Origin of the sequence: Streptomyces sp. NPDC008163, assembly GCF_042956885.1 — a bacterium.
GTDB lineage: Bacteria > Actinomycetota > Actinomycetes > Streptomycetales > Streptomycetaceae > Streptomyces > Streptomyces drozdowiczii_A.
In genome coordinates, this window is sequence record NZ_JBIBHG010000016.1 from 116,400 (window position 1) to 135,251 (window position 18,852).

Consider the following 18,852-nt stretch of genomic DNA (forward strand, 5'->3'; position numbering starts at 1 on the left):
ACGGGCGGGGCATGCTCCGATCGGTAGTGGTCGCGCACGTGTCGTTGTCCGCGACGGACAGAAGGCCGCGCGGGGGTACGGGGCGTGATCCCGGCGGTCACTATCCGGGCGCGTTGCTGAACTCACCGTGTGCGCGCACTAGATTGACCGGTGCAGTGACGGACCTGGCTGGTCAAGGGGGCAACGGTTCATGGAGAACGACGGTACGCACGGCGCGTGGGACACGCGGGGCGCGCAGCCGCCCGACGCGCGGGCCAAAGGCTCCGCCGTACCGCGTCCGGCCGGCCCGCCCCCCGCCGCCCCGCCCGCCTACCCGCCCGCGGTGCCGCCGCCCGCCCGGCCCCCCGCCGTGCCGGCGCCGCCCGCGCCCACCCCGCCCCCGGGCACCGCCGCGCCCACCGCCGACTGGTTCAACGCCCCACGCCCCGAAGCCGGCCCCGGCGTCTGGCGGTACGGATTCGTGCCCCGGCCCGCCGAGCGCCCGCCGCGCCCGTCGCTGGTCGGCCCGGCGGCGACGCTGATCCTCTGGCTGCTGCTGTGGCTGCTGCTCCGGGCGCGCGCCATCCCCTACGTGTTCAAGCCGATCGCGATCATCACCGGGCCCGAGTGGTGGACCATGGGCGGTCTGCGGGACGACGCGCCGGGCCTGGTGGTCGACTCGACCACCCTCTACTACGAGGTCCTGGTGCTCATCCTGGGCTTCTACGCCGCCCGGCTCGGCGGCTGGGCGTACGTCATCCGGTACTTCGCCGGAGAGCGGTACGAACGCCTCAGGCTGACGCTGTCGGTGGCCGCCGCGGTGGTGCTGCTGTGGCTGGCCTGGACCCCCAAGGTGCCGCTGCTGCTCGTGCTCATGGGGTCGGCGCAGGGCTGGCTGCTCAGCGGCGACCAGCTGAAGGCCACCGTGGCCGCCTACACCTGCTACGCGCTGACCACCGCCATCGTGGTGTGGCCCATCGCCCGTGCCGCGCACTGGGGAGACGCCCTCCGCGACCTCCGGTCCGGACGCGCGCCCGGCCGCCCCCAGGCCGCGGACGGCACCGCCCCCGCCCCGGCGGACGGCCCCCTGCGCGCCCAGTGGCCCGAACTGCGTGCCGCCGGTGCCACCGACGCCGCCGAGGCGCTGACCGCCGCCGTGTACGCGGGCCGGATGAACGACGTGGACTGCGTACGGGTGGGCCACGCCTGGACCGGGGCGCGCGGCCGCCCCGACCGGCCGGCCTCCTTCACCGAGACCGTGTTCCGCAAGGGCGCCGACGCCTTCCTGCACCCCTCCGGCCTCCGGGACGTGCCCCGGCGCACCGCCACCCACGACCCGCTCACCGGCCAGGTCCGCATCGGGGAGTGCGCCGACGACCCGCGCAACCCCTACCGCCACCGGGGCTCCGGCATTGCGCTGGAACCCGCGTCCCTCGGCACCTCGCTCCTGGCCGTCGGCCCGCCGGGCTCCGGCAAGACCGAGCGGGTCGTCCGGCCCGTCGTGGAAGCCCTCGCGTTGCGGGCGCTCACCGGACAGGCCGCGGTGCTCGCCGTCGGCGCGGCGGGCGGCGGGCTCGGCCCGGACGACGCCTACGACGTCGTCATCCGCATCGGTGACCCCGCGTCCCTGCACGACTTCGACCTCTACGGCGGCACCACCGACCCGGACGAGGCCGCGGCGGCCCTCGCCGAGGGGCTGGCCGGTGACATCCCCACCCTGGAGACCCGGCGCGCCGCGACCGCCCTCGGGCAGCTGCTCGGTCCGTTCCGCACGGTCCACGGCCGCTTCCCCTCCGTACCCGAACTCCGCGAGCTCCTCGAAGGCTCCGGCGCCGCGCTCGCCGCGCTGCGCGAGGCCCTGGCTGCCGGGGGACACCAGGCGATGCTGCGCGAGCTGGAGGCCCGGGCCCGCCAGACGGGCGGCGGCGCCGACCCGGCCGCCGTCCTGGCCGACCGGATCGCCACGCTCGACCGGCCCGCCTTCGCGGGGTTCTTCGCCACCGGCGAGGACGCCCGGCCGTTCTCGCTGCGCTCCCTGGGCCGCCACCCGCTCCGGGTCCGCGTCGACCTGCCGGAGCGCGTGCACGCCGAGGCGTCCCGCATCCTGGCCCGCCTGGTACTCGCCCAGTTCAACGCCGTCACCGCCGCCCGCACCGACCGCTCGCTGTTCGTCTGCCTCGTCCTGGACGACGCCACCCACGCCGTCACCGCCGACACCGTCCGGGGCATCCGCCGCCTGCGGTCCGTCAACGCCGGGGCGGTCCTCGCCCTGCGCACCCTCGACGACGTGCCGGAGGGGCTGCACACGGCGCTGCTCGGGGCGTTCGGCTGCACCATGGTCTTCCCCGGCCTCACCACCTGGGACGGCAAGCGCTTCGCGGAGGCGTGGGGAAAGGAGTGGGTGGAGGTCCGCGAGGTCGCCCAGCACGGCGTCTTCGCCGACCAGCCGCTCACCCGCGCCCTGCACTCCCTGCGCAAGATGGCCACCGGAAAGGCCGTCACCACGGACGCGGTCACCGTCCGCCAGGTCGAACGGGAACGCTGGTCCGCCTCCGCCCTCGCCTACGAGCTGCCGCACGGCCACGCGGTGCTCTCCCTGGCCACCGTGGACGGCGAGCACATGCCCCCGCTGCTGGTGAGACTGGCCGGCTGAGGCGGGAGAGGCAGCAGGGACACGAGTGGCAGCGGTGACAGAGACTCTGCCACCCTGGCAGAATCGAAGTGAGCCGTTCATACGGGACGGCGAAATCGCCCCCTGTCGAAGGCCCTCACCTCCATGCCGCCCACGCTCGCCTCGCTCGTCCAGCACTCGGCGCTCAAACTCACGGTGCGCGCGGGGGCGGACCGCCTCGGCACACCGGTGCGCTGGGCGCACGCCAGCGAGCTGACCGACCCCGTCCCCTACATGGAGGGCGGCGAACTGCTGCTGGTCACCGCGACCAACCTGGACGCGGAGAACCCGGAGGCGATGGGGCGTTACGTGCGACGGCTCGCCGACGCCGGGGTCGCCGGGCTCGGCTTCGCCGTCGGAGTCAACTACGACGAGGTGCCCCGGCCACTGATCGGCGCCGCCGAGGAAGCCGGGCTGCCGCTCCTCGAAGTGCCCCGCCGCACCCCCTTCATCGCCATCGCCAAGGCCGTCTCCTCGCAGATCGCGGCCGACCAGTACCGCGCGGTCACCGCAGGCTTCGAGGCACAGCGGGAGCTGACCAGCGCCGCGCTCGCCGGGGACGGGCCCGCCGCCCTCCTCACCCGCCTCGCCGCCCACGTCGACGGCTGGGCCGCCCTCTACGACGCCGCAGGGGCCGTCGTGGCCGCCGCCCCCGACTGGGCGGCCCGCCGCGCCGCCCGGCTCACCCCCGAGGTGGAGCGGCTGCGCGCCCGCCCCGCCCCGGCCAGCATGGTCGTCGGCGACACCGACGACCGCGTCGAGCTGCAGTCCCTGGGCACCGGCCGCCGGGTCCGCGGCGCCCTCGCCGTCGGCACCGGCGCGGCCCTCGGCACCGCCGAGCGGTACGCCGTGCACTCCGCGGTCGCCCTGCTCACCCTCACCACCGCCCGCTCCCGCGCCCTCCAGGGCGCCGAACAGCGCCTCGGCGCGGCGGTGCTGCGGATGCTCCTCGCCGGCCAGCCCGACCACGCCCGCGCGGTCGCCGGGGACCTCTACGGCGGACTGCTCGACGCCCCCTTCCGGCTGCTCATCGCCGAGGGCCAGGACCCCTCGGCCACGGCGCTCCTGGCCGACGCCCTCGACACCGCCGCCGACCGGTCCGGGGAGACCCTGCTGATGGTCCCCGAGGGCGAACGCCTCCTGGTGCTGGCGGCCGACGGCGGCGCGGCGGTGACCGCCTGCCAGGCGTACGCCGAGGCGCAGGACGCGCTGACCCCGCGCGAACCGGCCGCCGCCCAGGAGTCCGATGTCGTGGTGGGCATGTCCGCACCGGCGGGCCCGGTCGCCGTGTCCGCCGCGTACAAGCAGGCCGAACAGGCCCTCTCGGTGGCCCGCCGCCGGGGCCGGGCCCTGGTCGAGCACGCGGAGCTGGCCACCGGGTCCGTGCTGCCGCTGCTCGCCGACGACGCGGTACGGGCCTTCGCCGACGGGATGCTCCGCGCGCTGCACGAGCACGACGCCAAGGGCCGGGGCGATCTGGTCGCCTCGGTGCGCGCCTGGCTCTCGCACCACGGGCAGTGGGACGCGGCCGCCGCCGACCTGGGGGTCCACCGGCACACCCTGCGGTACCGGATGCGCCGGGTGGAGGAGATCCTCGGGCGGTCGCTGGACGACCCGGACGTCCGGATGGAGCTCTGGCTCGCCCTCAAGGTCACCGCATCGCCTGGCCAATAAGGCGCACCCGGGCAGCTGTCCGCTCCATCCGGGACAAACACCGGCCGGCCGCCCCGGCCCTACCGTGGGGGCGGACACACCCCACGCCATCGAAGGGCCGGAACTCCATGACCTCCACCCACGCCTTCTGGCTGGCCGGCCGCCAGGCCACCGGCGAGGAAAGCTTCGACGTCACCAACTCCTGGGACGGGCGCCTCGTCGGGACGGTCTCCGTCCCGACGGAGGCCCAGGTCGAGGAGGCCGTCGCCGCCGCGCACGCCGTGCGCGAGGAGTTCGCCGCGACCCCGGCCCACGTCCGCGCCGCCGCGCTGGACCACGTGGCCCGCCGGCTGGCCGAGCGCACCGAGGAGATCGCCCAGCTGATCTCCGCCGAGAACGGCAAGCCCATCAAGTGGGCGCGCGGCGAGGTCGGGCGGGCCGTGTCCGTCTTCCGCTTCGCCTCCGAGGAGGCCCGCCGGTTCAACAGCGGCGAGGCCCAGCGCCTGGACACCGACGCCGGCGGCACCGGCCGCCTCGGCCTCACCCGGCGCTTCCCGCGCGGCACCGTCCTCGGCATCGCGCCCTTCAACTTCCCGCTGAACCTCAGCGCCCACAAGGTCGCCCCGGCCATCGCCGTCGGCGTCCCGATCATCCTGAAGCCCGCCCCGGCCACCCCGGTCTCCTCGCTGGTCCTGGGCGAGCTGCTGGCCGAGACGGACCTGCCCGCCGGCTCCTGGTCGGTCCTCACGGTCCCCAACGACCGGATGCCCGCCCTGGTCCAGGACGAGCGGCTGCCCGTGATCTCCTTCACCGGGTCCGCCCCCGTCGGCTACGCGATCATGGACTCGGTGCCCCGTAAGCACTGCACGCTGGAGCTCGGCGGCAACGGCGCCGCCGTCGTCCTCGGTGACTACGCCTCCGACGAGGACCTCGACTGGGCCGCGACCCGCATCGCGACCTTCTCCAACTACCAGGGCGGCCAGTCCTGCATCTCCGTCCAGCGAGTCATCGCCGACGCGGCGGTGTACGAAGGGCTGCTGCCCAGGATCGTCGCCGCCGTGGCGGCCCAGGTCACCGGCGACCCGTCCGACCCCACCACCGACGTCGGCCCCCTCGTGGACGAGGCCGCCGCCCGGCGCGTCGAGTCCTGGGTGGACGAGGCCGTCGCGGCGGGCGCCCAGCTCCTCGCGGGCGGCAAGCGCGACGGGTCGACGTACGCCCCGACCGTCCTCGCCGGGCTGCCCGACGGCGTCACCCTCGCCACCGAGGAGGTCTTCGGTCCTGTCCTGTCCGTGCAGAAGGTGAACGGCGAGGCCGAGGCGTTCGCCGCCGTCAACGCCTCGCAGTACGGCCTCCAGGCAGGTGTGTTCACCCATGACATCCAGGCCGCCTTCCGCGCCCACCGCGCGCTGGAGGTCGGCGGTGTGATCATCGGGGACGTCCCCTCGTACCGCGCCGACCAGATGCCGTACGGCGGCGCCAAGCAGTCCGGCGTGGGCCGCGAGGGCGTCCGTTACGCGATGGACGACTACACCTACGAGCGCGTCCTCGTCCTCACCGGGCTCGCCCTCTGACGCCCACGCGGACGCATGCCGCACCCGGCGGCGGGCAGGGGAGTGGTGGCCGACCCGATCGGCGCCCCGGGGCTGGTCGGGGTGGCAGGAATCGGGTACATACGGACGAGTAGAACCGGACAGGTACGCACGGGCGGACGCGACCCCGCCGCCCGTGCGCCTGCCGGGTCCGCCCACCCGACGACGCGGCGAGGTGAGCCCTCATGTCCGCTCCATCCGCACAACAGCCCACGCCCAAGGTGACCGAACGCGAAGCGCGCCAGGTCGCCGAGGACGCCCGGGAACAGGACTGGCGCAAACCGAGCTTCGCCAAGGAACTCTTCCTCGGCCGCTTCCGCCCGGACCTGATCCACCCGCACCCGCAGCCCGCAGGCGAGGACGTCCGGCGCGGCGAGGAATTCCTCGCCCGGCTCCGCGAGTTCTGCGAGACCCGGGTGGACAGCGCCCTCATCGAACGCGAGGCGAAGATCCCCGACGAGGTCGTGAACGGCCTCAAGGAACTCGGCGCGCTCGGCATGAAGATCGACGTCAAGTACGGCGGTCTCGGCCTGACCCAGGTCTACTACAACCGGGCCCTCGCCCTGGCCGGCTCCGCGAGCCCCGCGATCGGCGCCCTGCTCTCCGCCCACCAGTCGATCGGCGTGCCCCAGCCGCTGAAGACCTTCGGCACCCAGGAGCAGAAGGACACCTTCCTGCCCCGCCTCGCCCGTACGGACATCTCCGCCTTCCTCCTCACCGAGCCGGACGTGGGCTCCGACCCGGCGCGGCTCGCCACCACCGCCGTCCGGGACGGGGACGACTACGTCCTCGACGGGGTGAAGCTGTGGACCACCAACGGAGTCGTCGCCGACCTGCTGGTCGTCATGGCACGCGTACCGAAGTCACCGGAGGGCAAGGGCGGCATCACCGCCTTCGTGGTCGAGGCGGACGCCCCCGGCATCACCGTGGAGCACCGCAACTCCTTCATGGGCCTGCGCGGCATCGAGAACGGCGTCACCCGCTTCCACCAGGTGCGCGTGCCCGCCGCCAACCGGATCGGACCCGAGGGCGCCGGGCTCAAGATCGCGCTCACCACGCTCAACACCGGCCGGCTCTCGCTGCCCGCGATGTGCGTCGGCTCCGGCAAGTGGTGCCTGAAGATCGCCCGGGAGTGGTCCGCCGTCCGCGAGCAGTGGGGCAGGCCGGTCGCCCGGCACGAGGCCGTCGGCTCCAAGATCGCCTTCATCGCCGCGACCACCTTCGCTCTGGAGGCCGTGGTCGACCTGGCCTCGCAGATGGCCGACGAGGACCGCAACGACATCCGCATCGAAGCGGCCCTCGCCAAGCTGTACGGCTCCGAGATGGGCTGCCTGATCGCCGACGAACTGGTCCAGATCCGCGGCGGACGCGGCTTCGAGACCGCCGCCTCCCTCGCCGCCCGGGGCGAACGCGCCGTGCCCGCCGAGCAGATGCTCCGCGACATGCGGATCAACCGGATCTTCGAGGGCTCCACGGAGATCATGCACCTGCTGATCGCCCGCGAGGCCGTCGACGCCCACCTCAAGGTCGCCGGCGACATCATCGACCCCGACAAGCCGCTCTCCGCCAAGGCGAAGGCCGGCGCCAACGCGGCAGGCTTCTACGCGAAGTGGCTGCCCAAGCTCGTCGCCGGCCCCGGCCAGCTGCCCACCACGTACGCCGAGTTCAACCCGTCCGGCCATCCGGACCTGGCCACGCATCTGCGGTACGTCGAACGCGCCTCGCGCAAGCTGGCCCGCTCCACGTTCTACGCGATGTCCCGCTGGCAGGGCCGGATGGAGACCAAGCAGGGCTTCCTCGGCCGCATCGTGGACATCGGCGCCGAACTCTTCGCGATGAGCGCCGCCTGCGTCCGCGCCGAGCACCTGCGCGCCACGGACGAGCACGGCCGCGAGGCGTACCAGCTCGCCGACGCCTTCTGCCGCCAGGCCCGCATCCGCGTCGAGGAGTTGTTCACCCGGCTCTGGTCCAACACCGACGACCTCGACCGGCGCGTCGTAGAGGGCGTCCTGTCCGGCACGTACGGCTGGCTGGAGGAAGGCGTGGTCGACCCGAGCGGCGAGGGCCCCTGGATCGCCGACGCCACCCCCGGCCCCTCCACCGAGGAGAACGTCCACCGCCCGGTCCGCTGAGCCCTCGGGCACCGCGGGGCGCGTCCAGTCGCTGGACGCGCCCCGCCGCATGTCCCGGTGCACGGCAGGATGGACGCCCGTGACCGTCATCCATGTTCCCGGCTCCAAGTCCGTCACCGCGCGCGCCCTCTTCCTGGCCGCCGCCGCGAACGGCCGCAGCACGCTCGTACGCCCGCTGAGCTCCGACGACACCGAGGGCTTCGCGGCCGGGCTCACCGCGCTCGGCTACGAGGTCGAGCAGGAGGCGGACGCCTGGCACATCACCGGCCGCCCCGACGGGCCCGCCGCCGCCGAGGCCGACGTCTACTGCCGTGACGGGGCCACCACCGCCCGCTTCCTGCCCACCCTCGCGGCGGCCGGCGCCCGCGGCAGCTACCGCTTCGACGCCTCCGCGCAGATGCGCCGGCGCCCCCTCGCCCCGCTCACCGAGGCCCTGCGCACCCTCGGCGTCGACCTGCGCCACGAGGAGGCCGAGGGCCACCACCCCCTGCGCGTCGAGGCCGCCGGCATCAAGGGCGGCGAACTCACCCTGGACGCCGGGCAGTCCAGCCAGTACCTCACCGCCCTGCTGATGCTCGGCCCGCTCACGGAGACCGGGCTGCGGATCACCGTCACCGACCTCGTCTCGGCGCCCTACATCGAGATCACCCTCGCGATGATGCGCTCCTTCGGCGCCCGGGTCACCCGCAGCGGCCCCGACGGCACCCTCTTCACCGTGGAGCCGGGCGGCTACCGCGCCACCACCTACGCCGTCGAACCCGACGCCTCCACCGCGAGCTACTTCTTCGCCGCCGCCGCCCTCACCGGCCGCGAGATCACCGTCCCCGGACTCGGCGAGGGCGCCCTCCAGGGGGACCTGCGGTTCACCGACGTCCTGCGCCGCATGGGCGCCGAGGTCACCATGAAGGACGGCGCCACCACGGTCCGCTCGACGGGCACCCTGAGCGGCCTCACCGTCAACATGCGCGACATCTCCGACACCATGCCCACGCTCGCCGCGATCGCCCCCTTCGCCTCGGGCCCCGTACGCATCGAGGACGTCGGCAACACCCGGGTGAAGGAGTGCGACCGGCTGGAGGCGTGCGCGGACAACCTGCGCCGCATGGGCATCACGGTCGCCACGGGCCCCGACTGGATCGAGATCCGGCCGGGCACGCCCGAGCCCGTCGAGATCGAGACGCACGGCGACCACCGCATCGTCATGTCGTTCGCCGTCGCGGGGCTGCGCACCCCCGGCATCACGTACGACGACCCGGGCTGCGTACGCAAGACGTTCCCCGGCTTCCACGAGGCGTTCGCCGCCGCCACCGGCTGAGGGGGAGCGCGGGGAGGGGGACACGGTCGGGCCAACCCGGGACACCCTGTCCCCGCGCACAGGGGGAGCGGCGACAATGGGGCCCATGACCGACAGCCCTGCCCCTCTCGCCGACCCGCACCTCGTCTTCGACGCCGTGGAAGGACGCCGGGATCTCGTCATCCTCGGCTCCACCGGGTCCATCGGTACCCAGGCCATCGACCTGGTGCTGCGCAACCCCGGCCTCTTCCGCGTCACCGCGCTGTCCGCGGCCGGCGGCCGGGTCGCCCTCCTCGCCGAGCAGGCCCGCCTGCTGAAGGTGCGCACGGTCGGAGTCGCCTCGCCCGAGGCCGTACCCGCCCTGCGCGAGGCGCTGCGCCAGGAGTACGGGGCGGGCGAGCCGCTTCCCGAGATCCTCGCCGGGCCCGACGCGGCGACGGAGCTGGCCGCGAGCGAATGCCACACCGTGCTCAACGGGATCACCGGCTCCATCGGCCTCGCCCCGACCCTGGCCGCCCTGAAGGCCGGCCGCACCCTGGCGCTCGCCAACAAGGAGTCCCTGATCGTCGGCGGCCCCCTGGTCAAGGCGCTGGCCGCCCCGGGGCAGATCATCCCGGTCGACTCGGAGCACGCCGCGCTCTTCCAGGCGCTCGCCGCCGGCACCCGCGCCGATGTGCGCCGGCTCGTCGTCACCGCGTCCGGCGGCCCCTTCCGCGGCCGCACCCGGAGCGAGCTGGCCGAGGTCACCCCCGAGCAGGCCCTCGCGCACCCGACCTGGGCGATGGGCCCGGTCATCACCGTGAACTCGGCCACCCTGGTCAACAAGGGCCTCGAAGTCATCGAGGCGCACCTGCTCTACGACATCCCCTTCGACCGCATCGAGGTCGTCGTCCACCCGCAGTCGTACGTGCACTCCATGGTCGAGTTCACCGACGGCTCCACGCTCGCCCAGGCCACCCCGCCCGACATGTGCGGCCCGATCGCCATCGGACTGGGCTGGCCGCTGCGCGTCCCCGACGCGGCGCCCGCCTTCGACTGGACGAAGGCGTCCAGCTGGGAGTTCTTCCCGCTGGACACCGAGGCCTTCCCGTCCGTCGGCCTCGCCCGGCACGTCGGTGCGCTGGGCGGCACCGCGCCCGCCGTGTTCAACGCGGCCAACGAGGAGTGCGTCGACGCGTTCCTGTCCGGGAAGCTCCCCTTCAACGGCATCATGGACACGGTCACGGCGGTGGTGGGCGAACACGGCACACCGGAATCGGGAACTTCTCTCACCGTCGCGGACGTACTCGAAGCGGAGACCTGGGCGCGGACCCGGGCCCGGGAACTCTCGGCCAAGGCCATTGCGGAGGCACGCGCATGAGCATGACGACGATCCTGCTGACGATTCTCGGCATCGCCGTCTTCGCGTTCGGCCTGCTCTTCTCCATCGCCTGGCACGAGCTGGGGCACCTCTCCACCGCCAAGCTCTTCGGCATCCGCGTCCCCCAGTACATGGTCGGCTTCGGCCCCACCATCTGGTCCCGGAAGAAGGGCGACACCGAGTACGGCATCAAGGCCATCCCGGCCGGCGGCTACATCCGGATGATCGGGATGTTCCCGCCCGGCGCCGACGGAAAGCTGGAGGCCCGCTCCACCTCGCCCTGGCGCGGCATGATCGAGGACGCCAGATCCGCCTCCTTCGAGGAGCTCCAGCCGGGCGACGAGGACCGCCTCTTCTACACGCGCAAGCCGTGGAAGCGCGTCATCGTGATGTTCGCCGGCCCCTTCATGAACCTGGTCCTGGCCGTCGCGATCTTCCTCGGCGTCGCCATGACCTTCGGCTTCCAGACCAACACCACCGAGGTCGCCGGCGTCCAGAAGTGCGTCATCCCGCAGAGCACCGAGCGCACGACCTGCAAGGGGTCCGACGCCGTCTCCCCGGCCCAGGCCGCCGGGCTGAAGAAGGGCGACGTGATCGTCGCCTTCGACGGCGACCGCGTGGACTCCTGGGACGCCCTCTCCGACCGCATCCGCGACACGACGGGCCCCGCCGACATCACCGTCGAACGCGACGGCCAGGAGAAGACCCTGCACGCGGTGCTTCTGCCGAACGCGGTCGCCAAGAAGGACTCGCACGGCGAGCCCGTCCCCGGCGAGTTCGTCACCGCCGGATACCTCGGCTTCGCCGCCCAGACGAAGATCCTCCCGCTCTCCTTCGGCGACTCGGTCGTCCGCATGGGCGACATGGTGGAGAACGGCGTCGACTCGATCGTCTCGCTGCCCTCCAAGATCCCCGCCCTCTGGGACGCCGCCTTCGGTGACGGCGAGCGCGCGGCGGACTCCCCGGTCGGTGTCGTCGGCGCCGCCCGGATCGGCGGCGAGGTGATGACGCTGGACGTCCCCGCGGAGAGCCAGATCGCGATGATGCTGTTCCTGCTGGCCGGCTTCAACCTCTCGCTGTTCCTCTTCAACATGCTCCCGCTGCTCCCGCTCGACGGCGGCCACATCGCGGGGGCCCTGTGGGAGGCGCTGCGCCGGAACACGGCCCGGATCTTCAAGCGCCCCGACCCCGGCCCGTTCGACGTCGCCAAGCTGATGCCCGTCGCCTACGTGGTCGCCGGGGTCTTCATCTGCTTCACCCTGCTCGTCCTCGTCGCCGACGTGGTCAACCCGGTCAAGATCACCTGACCGGGGCGCACCGGACGCGCCCGGTGCACCGCGAGTGACCGGCGGTGTGCGGGGTGCGTCCGACGGGCCGACATTCCGTACGGGGCCGGACGCGGTGTGCTCCCGGCCGCCCCCGGTGACGTAACCTCGAAGGCCGGAGCCCGCCGATACCGGGACGTCGATCCACACCTTGGGGATGCTCAGCGCATGACTGCGATTTCTCTCGGAATGCCCGCCGTTCCGACCAAGCTCGCCGAACGGCGGGTCAGCCGGAAGATCCAGGTCGGATCGGTTGCGGTCGGCGGGGACGCGCCCGTCTCGGTGCAGTCGATGACGACGACCCGTACGTCCGACATCGGCGCGACGCTTCAGCAGATCGCCGAACTCACCGCCTCCGGCTGCCAGATCGTCCGTGTGGCCTGCCCGACGCAGGACGACGCGGACGCCCTGAAGATCATCGCGTCCAAGTCGCAGATCCCGGTGATCGCGGACATCCACTTCCAGCCGAAGTACGTCTTCGCCGCGATCGACGCCGGCTGCGCGGCGGTCCGTGTGAACCCGGGGAACATCAAGCAGTTCGACGACAAGGTCAAGGAGATCGCGCGCGCCGCGAAGGACGCGGGCACGCCGATCCGGATCGGCGTCAACGCCGGCTCGCTGGACGCCCGGCTGCTGAAGAAGTACGGCAAGGCCACCCCCGAGGCACTGGTCGAGTCCGCGCTCTGGGAGGCGTCCCTCTTCGAGGAGCACGACTTCCGCGACATCAAGATCTCGGTCAAGCACAACGACCCGGTCGTGATGGTCAACGCCTACCGCCAGCTCGCCGCCCAGTGCGACTACCCGCTGCACCTCGGCGTCACCGAGGCCGGTCCCGCCTTCCAGGGCACCATCAAGTCGGCCGTCGCCTTCGGCGCCCTGCTCAGCGAGGGCATCGGCGACACCATCCGCGTCTCGCTCTCCGCCCCGCCCGCCGAAGAGGTCAAGGTCGGTATCCAGATCCTGGAGTCGCTGAACCTGCGCCAGCGCCGTCTGGAGATCGTCTCCTGCCCGTCCTGCGGCCGCGCCCAGGTCGACGTCTACAAGCTCGCCGACCAGGTCAGCGCCGGCCTGGAGGGCATGGAGGTCCCGCTGCGCGTCGCCGTCATGGGCTGCGTCGTCAACGGCCCCGGCGAGGCCCGCGAGGCCGACCTCGGCGTCGCCTCCGGCAACGGCAAGGGCCAGATCTTCGTCAAGGGCGAGGTCATCAAGACCGTGCCCGAGTCGAAGATCGTGGAGACCCTCATCGAGGAAGCCATGAAGATCGCCGAGCAGATGGAGAAGGACGGCGTCGCCTCCGGCGAGCCCGAGGTCTCCATCAGCTGACCCGCCCCGGCCCCCGCCAGCGCCCCGCGAGGAACCCCTCGGCGGGGCGCTGCCACGTGCCGTCCCGCAGCGGGTGCGCACAGCTGTTCCCGGGCACGGGCGGCGTCACTCAGGCTCTTCGGTTACAGTGCGGAAATCAGCAGACCGCATGGTGAGGCCCCCTCGTGTTGACGCACACCACTACCCGGGTCCTCGAACCCAGCGACCTCGGCGCCGCTCTCGCCGTCCTGGAGAGCGAGCCCGTGGTTAACGCCTTCGTGACGTCCCGCGTCCAGATCGCCGGACTCGACCCCTGGCGCCTCGGCGGCGAGATGTGGGGCTGGTACGCCGACGGCCGGCTCCGCTCCCTGTGCTACTCGGGCGCCAACCTCGTCCCCATCTGCGCCGGCCCCGAAGCCGTCCGCGCCTTCGCCGACCGCGCCCGCCGGGCCGGCCGCCGCTGCTCCTCGATCGTCGGCCCCGCCGAGCCCACCGCCGAGCTGTGGCGCCTCCTCGAACCGGGCTGGGGCCCCGCCCGCGAGGTCCGGGCCAACCAGCCCCTCATGGTCACCGAGAGCCCGTCCGCCGACGTGGAACCCGACCCGCTGGTCCGCCGCGTCCGCAAGGACGAGATGGACATCCTGATGCCCGCCTGCATCGACATGTTCACCGAGGAGGTCGGCGTCTCCCCGCTCGCCGGCGACGGCGGACTCCTCTACCAGGCCCGCGTCGCCGAACTCATCGGCGCCGGCCGCTCCTTCGCCCGGATCGACGACGGCAAGGTCGTCTTCAAGGCGGAGATCGGCGCCACCACCCCGCAGGCGTGCCAGATCCAGGGCGTCTGGGTCGCCCCCGAATACCGCGGCCGCGGCCTCTCCGAGACCGGCATGGCCGCCGTCCTGCGGTACGCGCTGGCCGACGTCGCCCCGATCGTCAGCCTGTACGTGAACGACTACAACACCCCCGCGCGCAAGGCGTACCGCCGCATCGGCTTCCGGGAGACCGGCGCCTTCATGAGCGTGCTCTTCTGACCGGCCCCCGTCAGGGGCCTCCCGGACAGTAGGGTCGGCCCATGGCAGCAGATTCCGGGGGCGGCCCCCGCACCACCGGCGTCCGGGTCGGGCCGATCGACCTCGCGGCCCGCGTCGACGAGGCACTGGCCGTTCAGGCCGTCGCCTTCGGCCTGAGCGCCGGAGAGGTCGAGGTCCGCCGGCACATCGTGCTCCGGCACCTCGACCACCCGCACGCCCGCGCCCTCGGCGCCCTGACACCCGAGGGCCGGCTCGTCGGCTTCGTCTACGGCATGCCCAACGACCGCGGCCACTGGTGGTCCACCGTCGTCGAGCCCTACCTCCGCGCCACCGGCAGCGCCCACTGGCTGAACGACGCCTTCGTGATCACCGAGCTCCACGTCCACCCGGACTTCCAGAACCGGGGCATCGGCCGCACCCTGATCACCACCATCACCGACGCCGTCGCCCAGCCCCGCTCGATCCTCTCCGCGATCGACACCGAGAGCCCGGCCCGCGGCCTCTACCGCTCCCTCGGCTACCAGGATCTGGCCCGCCAGGTGCTCTTCCCCAGCGCCCCCAAGCCGTACGCGGTGATGGGAGCACCCCTGCCACTGCGCCGTACGTGACGGAATGGATTTCCGCCCGCACGGGCCGCCCCGCTAACCTCGGGCCCATCACCCTTCCGAGCAGGAGTTCACCATGGCCCAGGTCCAGCGCATGTCCCGATTGATGATCAAGACACTGCGCGACGACCCGGCGGACGCCGAGACGCTCAACCACAAGCTCCTCGTCCGAGCCGGCTACGTACGACGCACCGCTGCCGGAATCTGGTCCTGGCTGCCGCTCGGCAAGAAGGTCCTGGAGAACATCACCCGCGTGGTCCGCGAGGAGATGGACGCCATCGGCGGCCAGGAGGTCCTGCTCCCCGCGCTGCTGCCCAAGGAGCCCTACGAGGCGAGCGGCCGCTACGACGAGTACGGCGACCTGCTCTTCCGGCTTCAGGACCGCAAGGGCTCCGACTACCTCCTCGGCCCCACCCACGAGGAGATCTTCACCCAGATCGTCAAGGACATGTGCTCGTCCTACAAGGACCTGCCGATCATCCTGTACCAGATCCAGACGAAGTACCGCGACGAGGCCCGCCCCCGCGCCGGTGTGCTGCGCGGCCGCGAGTTCCACATGAAGGACTCGTACTCCTTCGACACCACCGACGAGGGCCTGGCCGAGGCGTACCAGCTGCACCGCGCCGCGTACATCCGCGTCTTCGAGCGGCTCGGCCTGGACCACCGCATCGTCTCCGCCGTCTCCGGCGCCATGGGCGGCTCCGCGTCCGAGGAGTTCCTGGCCCCGGCGCCCGCCGGCGAGGACACCTTCGTCGACTGCCCCAACTGCGACTACGCGGCCAACACCGAGGCCGTGACGTTCAACGCCACCCCCGGCGACGCCTCGGGAGTCGGCCCCGTCGAGGAGCTGGACACCCCCGACACCCCGACCATCGAGACCCTGGCCGCCCACCTCGGCGTGGAGGCCTCCGCCACGCTGAAGAACGTGCTGGTCAAGGTCGACGGCGAGATCGTCGCCGTGGGCGTGCCCGGCGACCGCGAGGTGGACCTCGGCAAGCTGGGCGAGCACCTGGCCCCGGCCGTGGTCGAGCTGGTCACCGCCGAGGACTTCGTCGGCCGCCCCGACCTCGTACGCGGCTACGTCGGCCCCCAGGGCCTGGAGAAGGTCCGCTACATCGCCGATCCCCGCGTCGCCCCCGGCACCGCCTGGATCACCGGCGCCAACAAGGACGGCAAGCACGCGAAGAACGTCCTCGCGGGCCGCGACTTCGAGGTGCACGACTACCTCGACGTCGTCGTGGTCGAGGCGGGCGACCCCTGCCCCAAGTGCGGCACCGGCCTCCAGGTCGACCGCGCCATCGAGATCGGCCACATCTTCCAGCTCGGCCGCAAGTACACCGACATCTTCGCGCTCGACGTGCTCGGCCAGCAGGGCAAGCCCGTCCGCGTCACGATGGGCTCGTACGGCATCGGCGTCTCCCGCGCCGTGGCCGCCATCGCCGAGCAGACCGCCGACGACCGGGGCCTGTGCTGGCCCCGCGAGGTCGCCCCGGCCGATGTCCACGTCGTCGCCGCGGGCAAGGCCCTCCAGACCGAACTGGCCCTGGAGGTCTCCGACAAGCTGGCCGCCGCCGGGCTGCGCGTCCTGGTGGACGACCGCGCCGGCGTCTCGCCCGGCGTCAAGTTCACCGACTCCGAGCTGATCGGCGTCCCGAAGATCCTGGTCGCCGGCCGCCGCTCGGCCGAGGGCGTCCTGGAGCTGAAGGACCGCCGCACCGGCGAGCGCGAGGAGCTGACGGTCGAGGAGGCCATCGCCCGCCTCTCCGAGCAGGGCTGACGCTCTCCACGCGCGAGGGCCCCGCACGGAACGCTCCGTGCGGGGCCCTCGCGCGTACCTACAGCCAGCCCGCGAACTCCAGGGTCACTTCGCCCTCCTGGCGGCGCCCGGCCGCCAGTGCCCGGGTGCCCGACTCCACGGCCCGGAACAGCGTCCAGCCGTGCAGCCGCTCCTGATCCACGTCCAGCGAGTCCGCGAGTTTCTTGACCCTGCGCCGGGCCGTCGTCGCCCCGGCGGGCGACGCGATCAGGTCCTCCACCCGGTCCCGGACCAGCCGCGCCAGGTCGTACGCCCGCTCACCGACCAGCGGCTCGGGCCCGACCGTCAGCCAGGGCGCCCGCTCACCCGCGAGCACCTTGCTCTGCCGGAAGTTGCCGTGCAGCAGCAGCGTCTCGGGGGAGCCGGCGACCAACTCGTCCCGGACCGCCAGCGCGGCGGTGACCAGGGGTTCGAGTGCGGGGTCGGACGCGGCGGCGGCGCGCATGGCGTCCACCCGCCGCCCGGTCCGCTCGGTGACCGTCTCGAAACCGTGCCCGGCCGGCGGGTCGACCCACAGCCGCCGCACCGTCCCGGCCGCCTCCAGGAGCGCCTTCGCCTCCGGCAGCGACCGCAGCGACATCTCGGGGTGCAGCCGCTCCAGGAGCAGCGCGCCCTCCACGGGCCGCCCGCCGTCCTGGGGATCGAGCAGCCGCACCGCGCCCCAGCCGTTCCAGTGCGCCAGCGCCGCCCGTTCCAGCTCCGGCGCGGCACCGGACGGGGCCAGCTTCAGGGCGGCCGGGGTGCCATCGGCCCCCCGGACCAGCAGAACCAGACTGCTGCGCCCGCCGGGGGCCGCCACCCGCTCCACGACCGGGGCGCGGCCGGTCGCGGCCAGCGCCTGCTCGGTCCGTGCGGGGAGCCCCGCGAGCCAGTCCCCGGCGGCCGTATCCCCGTACGACTCACCGAGCGCTCGCACCAGACGCTGCGGCGGTTCAAAACCCATACGTGCCGTGTTCCCTTTCAGAGCCTTTTCGTGTGCGCCCTATTTCAGTGCGCGGTGGCGGCCCCGGCCCGCGTCTTTGTCCCGGCCTCGGCGCCGGCCCGCTCGGCGAGCCCGGGAAAGGGTACGCCGCTGCCCCGCCAGCGCGCCGCGCGCACCGCGGCCTCCCGCAACGCGTCCGCCGCGCTGCGCCGCAGCGAGCCGTCGGCGGCCCGGACCAGGTCGGAGTACACGTACCCGACGCGGTCCTCCAGGACTGCGGCGAGCCGGACCGCCGCCGCGGCGTCCGGCACCGCGAACGGCAGAGCGTACGCGGCGTCCGAGGCCACCGGCTCACCGCCCAGGTCCCGGACCGTGCGCACCAGGGCGTCGCGGCGGGCGCGGTGGGCGTGGTACGCGGCGGTGGCCTCGGCCCGGCGCTCGGACCCGACCCGGCCGCCCGCGACCCCGTAGCCGTAGACGGCGGCGTGCTCAGCGGCCAGCGCCGCCTGGGCCGCTTCCAGCGGGCCGTCGCTCTTGCCGTCGCTCATGCCGGGGTCTCCTTGGCCAGTTCGGTCAGCAGGTAGGCGTGGGCCGCACAGGCGGCGGCGACCGAGGCCAGCAGCCGGGCCAGCTCCCCGGGCGCCTCCAGGAGCAGCGCGGTGTAGGCGTCCGCCGCGCTGCGCTCGGCAGCGGCCAGCTCCTTGACCGCGGCGGCGGGGGTGGCGGCGCGCGAGCGGGCCGTGCCGGGCGCGGGCGTCTTCTCCGGGGCGAGCGCCGTGAGGTGGGCCCGGACCGCGTCGCGCAGGGGGGTGAGGGCCGTCGCGGTCGCCGGGTGGGCCCGGAGCACGTGCTCGTAACCGGCGAGCAGGGTCGCCGTGGTGCGGGTGGCGCCGGCGCGCAGCGTCTTCTCCGCGCGCGCCGAGGACGCCTTGCCGGCGGCGGTCCGCGCGCCGCCGTGCGCGGAGCCCTTGGTGGACCCGCCCGTGTCCTCGTCGCTTCCGCAGCCGGACAGCACCGCCCCGGCGGCCAGCGCGCCGGTCGCCGCGAGCGCGCCCCTGCGCGTCGTCCCCGTACGCCGCACTTGCTCTCCTTCGGGCTGGACCTGTCTTGACTGGATCTGTCCGGAAGTGATCACCGCCTGTGAGCGTACCCGCGCTCGGGGGACCGGCT

The 18,852-nt window shown here is 73.5% G+C and carries 14 protein-coding genes; 11 read left to right on the plus strand and 3 right to left on the minus strand.

Annotated features, from left to right (window positions below):
- Nucleotides 1–190 precede the first annotated feature (190 nt).
- The 11 genes from ACFZAT_RS29910 to ACFZAT_RS29960 all read left to right on the plus strand — a co-directional run bounded on the left by ACFZAT_RS29910 (nt 191) and on the right by ACFZAT_RS29960 (nt 16,721).
- Nucleotides 191–2,632, plus strand: coding sequence for an ATP/GTP-binding protein (locus ACFZAT_RS29910; protein WP_391268629.1), 2,442 nt, complete (start codon nt 191–193; stop codon nt 2,630–2,632).
- Nucleotides 2,633–2,755: 123 nt separating this feature from the next.
- Entirely contained in the window at nt 2,756–4,324 is a 1,569-nt protein-coding gene (locus ACFZAT_RS29915; protein WP_391268630.1) for a PucR family transcriptional regulator ligand-binding domain-containing protein, read from the plus strand.
- 107 nt (nt 4,325–4,431) lie between these two features.
- Nucleotides 4,432–5,877 (plus strand): aldehyde dehydrogenase family protein, encoded by a 1,446-nt coding sequence (locus ACFZAT_RS29920; RefSeq protein WP_391268631.1) that lies wholly within the window; start codon nt 4,432–4,434, stop codon nt 5,875–5,877.
- Nucleotides 5,878–6,080: 203 nt separating this feature from the next.
- Complete coding sequence (locus ACFZAT_RS29925) at nt 6,081–8,027, plus strand: acyl-CoA dehydrogenase family protein (RefSeq protein ID WP_391268632.1); 1,947 nt, start codon at nt 6,081–6,083, stop codon at nt 8,025–8,027.
- 79 nt (nt 8,028–8,106) lie between these two features.
- Nucleotides 8,107–9,342 carry a 3-phosphoshikimate 1-carboxyvinyltransferase gene (gene aroA, locus ACFZAT_RS29930; RefSeq protein WP_391268633.1) on the plus strand — a complete coding sequence of 412 codons (1,236 nt, stop codon included), beginning with the start codon at nt 8,107–8,109 and terminating at the stop codon, nt 9,340–9,342.
- A gap of 76 nt (nt 9,343–9,418) precedes the next feature.
- A complete protein-coding gene (gene dxr, locus ACFZAT_RS29935; protein WP_391268634.1) occupies nt 9,419–10,681 on the plus strand; it encodes a 1-deoxy-D-xylulose-5-phosphate reductoisomerase in 1,263 nt (420 codons plus the stop codon).
- Nucleotides 10,678–11,988, plus strand: a complete 1,311-nt coding sequence (locus ACFZAT_RS29940) for a site-2 protease family protein (protein WP_391268635.1) — start codon at nt 10,678–10,680, stop codon at nt 11,986–11,988. The genes dxr and ACFZAT_RS29940 overlap by 4 nt, the downstream gene beginning before the upstream one ends.
- 186 nt (nt 11,989–12,174) lie before the next feature.
- The gene (gene ispG / locus ACFZAT_RS29945) at nt 12,175–13,329 is read left to right on the plus strand and encodes a flavodoxin-dependent (E)-4-hydroxy-3-methylbut-2-enyl-diphosphate synthase (RefSeq protein ID WP_026171415.1); all 1,155 of its coding nucleotides are present in this window, start codon (nt 12,175–12,177) and stop codon (nt 13,327–13,329) included.
- 164 nt (nt 13,330–13,493) lie between these two features.
- Nucleotides 13,494–14,339 (plus strand): GNAT family N-acetyltransferase, encoded by an 846-nt coding sequence (locus tag ACFZAT_RS29950; RefSeq protein WP_391268636.1) that lies wholly within the window; start codon nt 13,494–13,496, stop codon nt 14,337–14,339.
- A gap of 41 nt (nt 14,340–14,380) precedes the next feature.
- Entirely contained in the window at nt 14,381–14,947 is a 567-nt protein-coding gene (locus tag ACFZAT_RS29955) for a GNAT family N-acetyltransferase (RefSeq protein WP_391268637.1), read from the plus strand.
- Nucleotides 14,948–15,020: 73 nt separating this feature from the next.
- The gene (locus ACFZAT_RS29960) at nt 15,021–16,721 is read left to right on the plus strand and encodes a proline--tRNA ligase (protein ID WP_391268638.1); all 1,701 of its coding nucleotides are present in this window, start codon (nt 15,021–15,023) and stop codon (nt 16,719–16,721) included.
- 58 nt (nt 16,722–16,779) lie between these two features.
- Here ACFZAT_RS29960 and ACFZAT_RS29965 read toward each other — a convergent pair whose 3' ends face one another.
- Genes ACFZAT_RS29965 through ACFZAT_RS29975 form a run of 3 tightly spaced genes read right to left on the minus strand, consistent with a single transcriptional unit; the run spans nt 16,780 to nt 18,763 of the window.
- Entirely contained in the window at nt 16,780–17,703 is a 924-nt protein-coding gene (locus tag ACFZAT_RS29965; RefSeq protein ID WP_391268639.1) for an aminoglycoside phosphotransferase family protein, read from the minus strand.
- A gap of 44 nt (nt 17,704–17,747) precedes the next feature.
- Nucleotides 17,748–18,230 (minus strand): DUF4439 domain-containing protein, encoded by a 483-nt coding sequence (locus ACFZAT_RS29970; protein ID WP_391268640.1) that lies wholly within the window; start codon nt 18,228–18,230, stop codon nt 17,748–17,750.
- Nucleotides 18,227–18,763: a hypothetical protein gene (locus ACFZAT_RS29975; protein WP_391268641.1), complete on the minus strand. Its 537-nt coding sequence runs from the start codon at nt 18,761–18,763 to the stop codon at nt 18,227–18,229. Before ACFZAT_RS29975 ends, ACFZAT_RS29970 begins: the two co-directional genes overlap by 4 nt.
- Nucleotides 18,764–18,852: the final 89 nt, after the last annotated feature.